Below are 6,000 nucleotides of genomic sequence, written 5' to 3'. Positions count from 1 at the left end.
CCGCGGCAAGACCCACAAGCAGGCCCTCATCGCCTGCGCCCGAAAGCTGCTCATCTACGCCAACACCGTCCTCGGCCGCGGCACGCCATGGCGTGCCGCGGCCGAGCCCGCATAACGGTTGCTCAGGATGAGGGCGCGGGTTGGAAGGACGGGATCTGACTGTGCAGCGCCGTCAGCCCTGCTTGGGGAAGTAGGCCTCCAACACCCGCCCGTAGATCGCCGTCAGCCGGTCGAGATCGGCCACCGCCACGCATTCATCGACTTGGTGCATGGTCTCGCCGACGAGGCCGAACTCGATCACCGGGCAGGCATCCTTGATGAACCGGGCATCCGAGGTGCCGCCGGTGGTGGACAACGTCGGCGTCAGGCCGGTCTCGGCCTGGATCGCCTGGGACACCAGATCCACGAAGGCGTCCGGCTGGGTCAGGAAGGCCGGGGCGTTCGACGGCTGCAGGTCGAGGGTGAAGCGCACGGCGTTGCCGGCCGCCTGCTCCAGACGCTTCCGGAGTTCGGCGCCGAGGCTGGCGGCGGTCCAGTCGTCGTTGAAGCGGACATTGAACGTCGCCCGGGCGGTGGCCGGGATCACGTTGGTGGCGGGGTTGCCGACATCGATCGTCGTGAATTCGAGGTTCGAGGCGTCGAAATGCGCGGTGCCGCGGTCGAGCGGTTCCGCGACCAGCGCCGAGGCGAGCCGCAGCAGACCGGGAATCGGATTCTCGGCCTTGTGCGGATAGGCGACGTGACCCTGGCGCCCCAGCACCGTCAGCTTGCCGGTGAGCGACCCGCGACGGCCGATCTTGATCATCTCGCCCAGCCGCCCGGGATTGGTCGGCTCTCCGAGCAGGCAATGGTCGAAGCGCTCGCCCCGGGCACGGGCCCAGTCCAGCAGCTTGACGGTGCCGTTGACCGCCGGCCCCTCCTCGTCGCCGGTGATCAGGAAGGCGATGGAGCCGGGAAACGCGCGGCCCCGGCCCGCGATGAAGGCCAGGGTCGCGGCCAGCATGCAGGCGATGCCGCCCTTCATGTCGGCAGCCCCGCGCCCGTAGAGCATGCCATCCGCCACCGCCGCCTCGAACGGGCCGTGGCGCCAGTCACCGTCGCCTTCCGGCACCACGTCGGTATGGCCGGCGAAGACCAGGCAGGGGCCGCGCTCGCCGAGCCGCGCATAGAGGTTCGGCGTATCGGGATAGCCCGGCTCGGAGAAGACCGGCCGCTCGATCGCGAAACCGACCTCTCCCAGGGCCTGCGCCACCACGTCGAGGGCGCCGCGATCCTCCGGCGTGACCGAGGGACAGCGGATCAGCTTTTGGGCAAGTGACAGGGCGGAATGGTCGGCCGGCATGTGCGAGTCCCGGGGCGGAGGATCGTGCGATGCCCCTTACACCAAGTCGGTGGGATCCGAAGGCGGTACGCCATTCCCGCCGCACGAGACGCACCTCGGCCGTCTGGTCAGCAGCGCGGATCGAAGCGCCACGCTCAAGCCTTACACGAATGCGCGAAGTCCGATCTATGGAGCAGCACAGTCAGGCTTTGTCAGTCGTTTCGGCGGAAACAATCGCGCACTTGAATAGAACGCAATGGGATGACGCTAATGAGAGCCCGTTTGACGGGTTTTTCCCAATCTCGACCTCATCCTGAGGTGGCGTAGCAGAGCGGAGCCCTCGAAGGAGGCCTCCAGGGATTGCGCAGCTGGCTGGAAGGCTCCTTCGAGGCTGCTGCGCAGCACCTCAGGATGAGGGAACGATTGGGATACACGTCAGTCAGAACCGTCACGCGACTGCGATCACGCCGTCAAACAGACTCCGAGGAGCACCGCGATCGGCTTCCCCGTCTATGCGGCAGCCACCAGGCGCGACGGCCAGCGGCGGGCGGTCCTGATCCCGGCGGCGATCCGGTGTCCCGATGGCGAATCCATCAGCGGCATCCTGCGGGACATGTCGCCGTGCAGCGCCAAGCTGTCGGTCGCCCGCCGGCATCGCCTGCCGCAGACCTTCACCCTCACGGTGCCGGGGCACGACACGAGCGATCCCGTCCGCCGGGTCTGGCAGCGTGCCGACGCCGCCGGGGTCGTCCTCGCCCTGCCAACGACCGGCGAGACCCGACATCCGAGGGCTTGCCGCCGCAGCCCGATCCTGGGGCTGCGGCGGGACGCGGCGCCTACTTCGTCACCACCACATGCACGTCGCCGTGGCGGCGCAGCACCGACACCGTGACGTCATCGTCGTAGCGCTGGAACCGGATGTCGAGGCGCGAGGATCCGAGCTTGACGTTGTAGAGCGTCACGCCGTCGAGGAACCCCGGCAGGATCGGGTTCTTGAGCCGGACGCTGTTGCGGTCGTGGTCGAGTTCCAGGCCGAGGCAGGCGGCCAGGAACGCGAACGGCGCCGCCGCCGCCCAGGCCTGCGGGCTGCAGGCGACCGGGTAGGCCACGGGCCCGCGCTGGCGCCGGCGCATGAACCCGCAGAACAGCTCCGGCAGGCGCTTCTGGTCCTGGTAGAGCGAGGTGTCGAACATCCCCTGGAAGATGCGCGCGGCCTCGTGCTTGCGGTCGTAGCGGGCAAGCCCCATCGCGATCAGGGCGTTGTCGTGCGGCCAGATCGAGCCGTTGTGGTAGGACATCGGGTTGTAGCGCGCCTCGCCCTTGGCGATGGTGCGCACGCCCCAGCCGTTGAACCCGTCCTTGCACAGCAGGGTCTCGGCGACCCGGGCCGCCCGCTCGGGCTTGGCGATGCCGGTGAACAGGGCGTGCCCGGCATTCGAGGAGCGCACGGCGCATTGCTTCTTGGCGCCGTCCAGCGCCAGCGCGTAGGTGCCGAGCTCCTCGTTCCAGAAGGCCGCGTCGAAGCGCTCGCGCAAGGCGGTGGCTTCGAGCGAGAGCCGCTCGGCCATCGGGTCGTGCCCGAGCAGGGCTGCGAGCTTGGCCATGCCGGTCTTGGCGGCGTAGACGTAGCCCTGGACCTCGCAGAGCGCGATCGGTCCCTTGGCGAGCTGGCCGTCGGCGTGGAAGATCGAATCGTGGCTGTCCTTCCAGCCCTGGTTCTCCAGGCCCTTGTCGGTGTCGCGGGCGTATTCGACGAAGCCGTCCCCATCCCGGTCGCCGTAGCGGTCCATCCATTCCAGCGCGAGTTCCAGCGACGGCCAGATCGCCCGGATCGTCTCCAGGTCGCCCGTGACGCCGTAATATTCCCAGGCCAGCATCACGAAGAGCGGCGTGCCGTCGATCGTGCCGTAATAGTGGCGGAACGGCACCTCGCCGAGCATCGCCATCTCGCCGCGGCGGGTCTCGTGCAGCACCTTGCCGGGCTGCGCGTCGGCGGCCGGGTCGACCGCCTGGGCCTGGGTGGCAGCGAGGTAGCGCAGGACGCCGCGGCCGAATTTCGGATCGATCCACAGCGCCATCAGGGCGGTGATGATGCCGTCGCGGCCAAACACCGTGGAATACCAGGGGATGCCGGCGAACGGGTAGATCCCCTCCGGGGTCCGGCTCGCCAGCATGTAGAGGTCGGCGGTGGCCCGGCACAGCCCCTCGTTGAACTGGTCGTTCGACGAGATGATCGTGGTGATCCCAGCCGTCAGCGCGCGCAGGTCCCGGCGCGAATCGCGGTAGGCGCGCGCGAAGATCATGCCCTCGGCGAGGTCCTTCGGCTCGCGCCGGGCGCCGCCGACATTGGCCGCGAGCGTCAGCTTGGCGGCCGCATCCTCGCCGACCATCTCGTCGCTCGGCGGCTTGGTGAAGGCCCGGTGGGCTTCGAAGGCCACGCGAATGAACAGCGAGGCGCGCCCCTCCGGCGGCAGCGATACGTCGAAGGCGACGCGGCCCGGCTCGATCAGGTCCGGCTTCGGGCCGAAATGCAGCGACGTGGTCCGCACGATCTCGTCGAGGCCGACGTAGCGGAACTGCACCTCCCGGTCGCTAGCCACCAGGACGCCGCGCTTGCCGCGCTCCTTCCGGTCGGTGCCGCGCACCTCGAACAGGTCGCGGTAATCGGCATCGAAGGTGACGGCGATGCGCAGGCGGCGGTGCTTCGAATCGAAGGAGCGCAGGCCGATCCGGTCGTAGCAGGCGCCCCGGAACAGGAACTTGGTTCGCTCGATCGCGATCGTCTCGCGCGGGATCGAGGTCTCGTCATGAGCCTCGAGGCGGATGTCGGGCGTCGTCATGTCGACGCTGAGCGCGCCGTTGTCGTCCTGCATCACGGAGGACAGCATCAGCGGGCGCTGCCCCTCCACGGTGAGTTCGAGACGGGAGAGGTAGCGGGTGTCCTGGAAATACAGGCCCTCCGGCCCGGGCTGGACGCCGATATCGCCGTAGGAATCCAGGACCCCGAAGGCCTCGCCGAACTTCAGCGCGCGCAGGGGCCGCTCGACCAGCGAGGTATGGGCCTCGATGTGGTAGGTCGGCAGCACCTCGTCGGCATCCTGGAAGCCGGGCGCCACCGTGACGGTGCTGGCCTGTGTCCGGGCGGTCGCGTTGTGGGCCGCCGTATTCTCCGCCGCCATGCAGAACGTCTCCGAGTGCGTGTGAGGGGTACGAATCGAGAGGGCCGCCGCATCGGCTCTGATGCGGCGGCCCTCGTGACCATTCGGATGAGGCGCCTTTACGACGCTAGGCCGGGCGGGCCGTGTCTCGCAAGCCCGATGCCGGATCTTAGGCCGGCATCGCCGCGACGGAGATCGCCGGCCGCGCCGAGCCGTTGACGTCGCCGTAATGCGGCTTGAAGCCGGATTTCGGCAGCTGGATCACGTCGGCCCCGCGGGAGAGCAGCTCCTCGTAGGCAGCCACGTATTTCTTGACCATGCACTCGGCGGTGAACTGGCTCTCGAAGTGCTTGCGCACGCCCTCGCGGCTCATCGTCTTGACCTTGGCCACAGCCTCGACCGCGTCGTCCATGGTCTGACAGAGCACGCCGCTCACGCCATCCTTGATCACTTCCGGCACGGAGCCGTTGCGGAACGCGATCACCGGGGTGCCGGCCGACATCGCCTCGATCATGACCAGGCCGAAGGGCTCCGGCCAATCGATCGGGAAGGCGAGCGCCAGGGCGTTGCCGAGGAAGGCCTTCTTCTGCTCCTCGTTGATCTCGCCGATATATTCGACCAGCGGATGGTGGGTCATCGGCTCGATGACCTCGTCCCAGTAATCCTGGTCGGCCTTGTCGACCTTGGCGGCGATCTTGAGGGGCGTGCCGGAGCGAATCGCCATCTCGATGGCGCGGTCGGGGCGCTTCTCCGGGGAGATGCGGCCGAGGAATGCCAGGTAGCCGCCCTTGGCCTCCGGGGCGTACGGGCAGTTCTGCGACGGCAGGCCGTGATGGATCGTCGACAGCCAGTTGACGTTCGGCGGCATCGGCTCGCGCTGGTTGTCGGAGATCGACACGAGCGGCATGCCGGTAAAGGTGCGGTAGACCGGCATGAAATCCGGCACGTCGAGGCGACCATGCATCGTGGTGATGCACTTGTGGTTCAGATCCTCGAACATCGGATACTGAAGCAGGTCGATGTGGAAATGGAGGATGTCGAACTCGTGCGCCCGGCGGTGCACCTGGTGCAGCATGGCCAGGTGGCTGGCGGTGTGATCGCGGTAGCCGAGCAGGCGCAGCCCCTCCGGCGTGCAGGCCGCGAGCTTGGCCGACGTCTCCGAATCGCCGCTGGCGAACAGCGTGACGTCGTGGCCCTGGCGGACCAGTTCCTCGGTGATCCAGCTGACGACGCGCTCGGTGCCGCCGTAGAACTTCGGAGGGACGGCCTCCGACAACGGAGCGATCTGGGCAATGCGCACGAAGTGTCTCCTGGTTGGCCGACTTTGACAGGGGATCTAACCCTGCCGGCCTGAGCGGGACATGAATGAAACCGACGGCCAAGGTTATGGTTCCTCCGCCAGACCGTGTCGCTGCGCGTTTTGTGCGGCGCGGGATCTATCCCCGCATTCCCCGAACCCCGCCCCCCCTCGCGGACTGGGATCGGTCTCGCGGCAGCCGTGCCGAGCCGAGGCGGAAGCCG

General features: G+C 68.2%; 3 protein-coding genes. All 3 read right to left on the bottom strand.

Going from position 1 to position 6,000, the window contains the following annotated elements; all coding sequences use genetic code 11:
• Window positions 1-172: 172 nt before the first annotated feature.
• Window positions 173-1,342 (bottom strand): succinyl-diaminopimelate desuccinylase, encoded by a 1,170-nt coding sequence (gene dapE / locus MKL20_RS30770; RefSeq protein ID WP_244039867.1) that lies wholly within the window; start codon window positions 1,340-1,342, stop codon window positions 173-175.
• An 815-nt stretch (window positions 1,343-2,157) separates the two neighbouring features.
• Entirely contained in the window at window positions 2,158-4,500 is a 2,343-nt protein-coding gene (locus MKL20_RS30765; RefSeq protein WP_243965866.1) for a glycogen debranching N-terminal domain-containing protein, read from the bottom strand.
• A gap of 148 nt (window positions 4,501-4,648) precedes the next feature.
• Window positions 4,649-5,779: a glycosyltransferase family 4 protein gene (locus tag MKL20_RS30760; RefSeq protein ID WP_244039866.1), complete on the bottom strand. Its 1,131-nt coding sequence runs from the start codon at window positions 5,777-5,779 to the stop codon at window positions 4,649-4,651.
• Window positions 5,780-6,000 lie beyond the last annotated feature (221 nt).

It is taken from the genome of Methylobacterium sp. E-066, assembly GCF_022829635.1.
GTDB lineage: Bacteria > Pseudomonadota > Alphaproteobacteria > Rhizobiales > Beijerinckiaceae > Methylobacterium.
The sequence above is the reverse complement of the archived record's forward strand: the minus strand, read 5'-3'. Positions and strand labels throughout refer to the sequence as shown.

Excerpts from the sequence above, each read along its gene's own strand:
- MKL20_RS30765 (WP_243965866.1), bottom strand. The coding sequence starts at position 4,500 with ATGGCGGCGGAGAATACGGCGGCCCACAACGCGACCGCCCGGACACAG.
- dapE (WP_244039867.1), bottom strand. The coding sequence starts at position 1,342 with ATGCCGGCCGACCATTCCGCCCTGTCACTTGCCCAAAAGCTGATCCGC.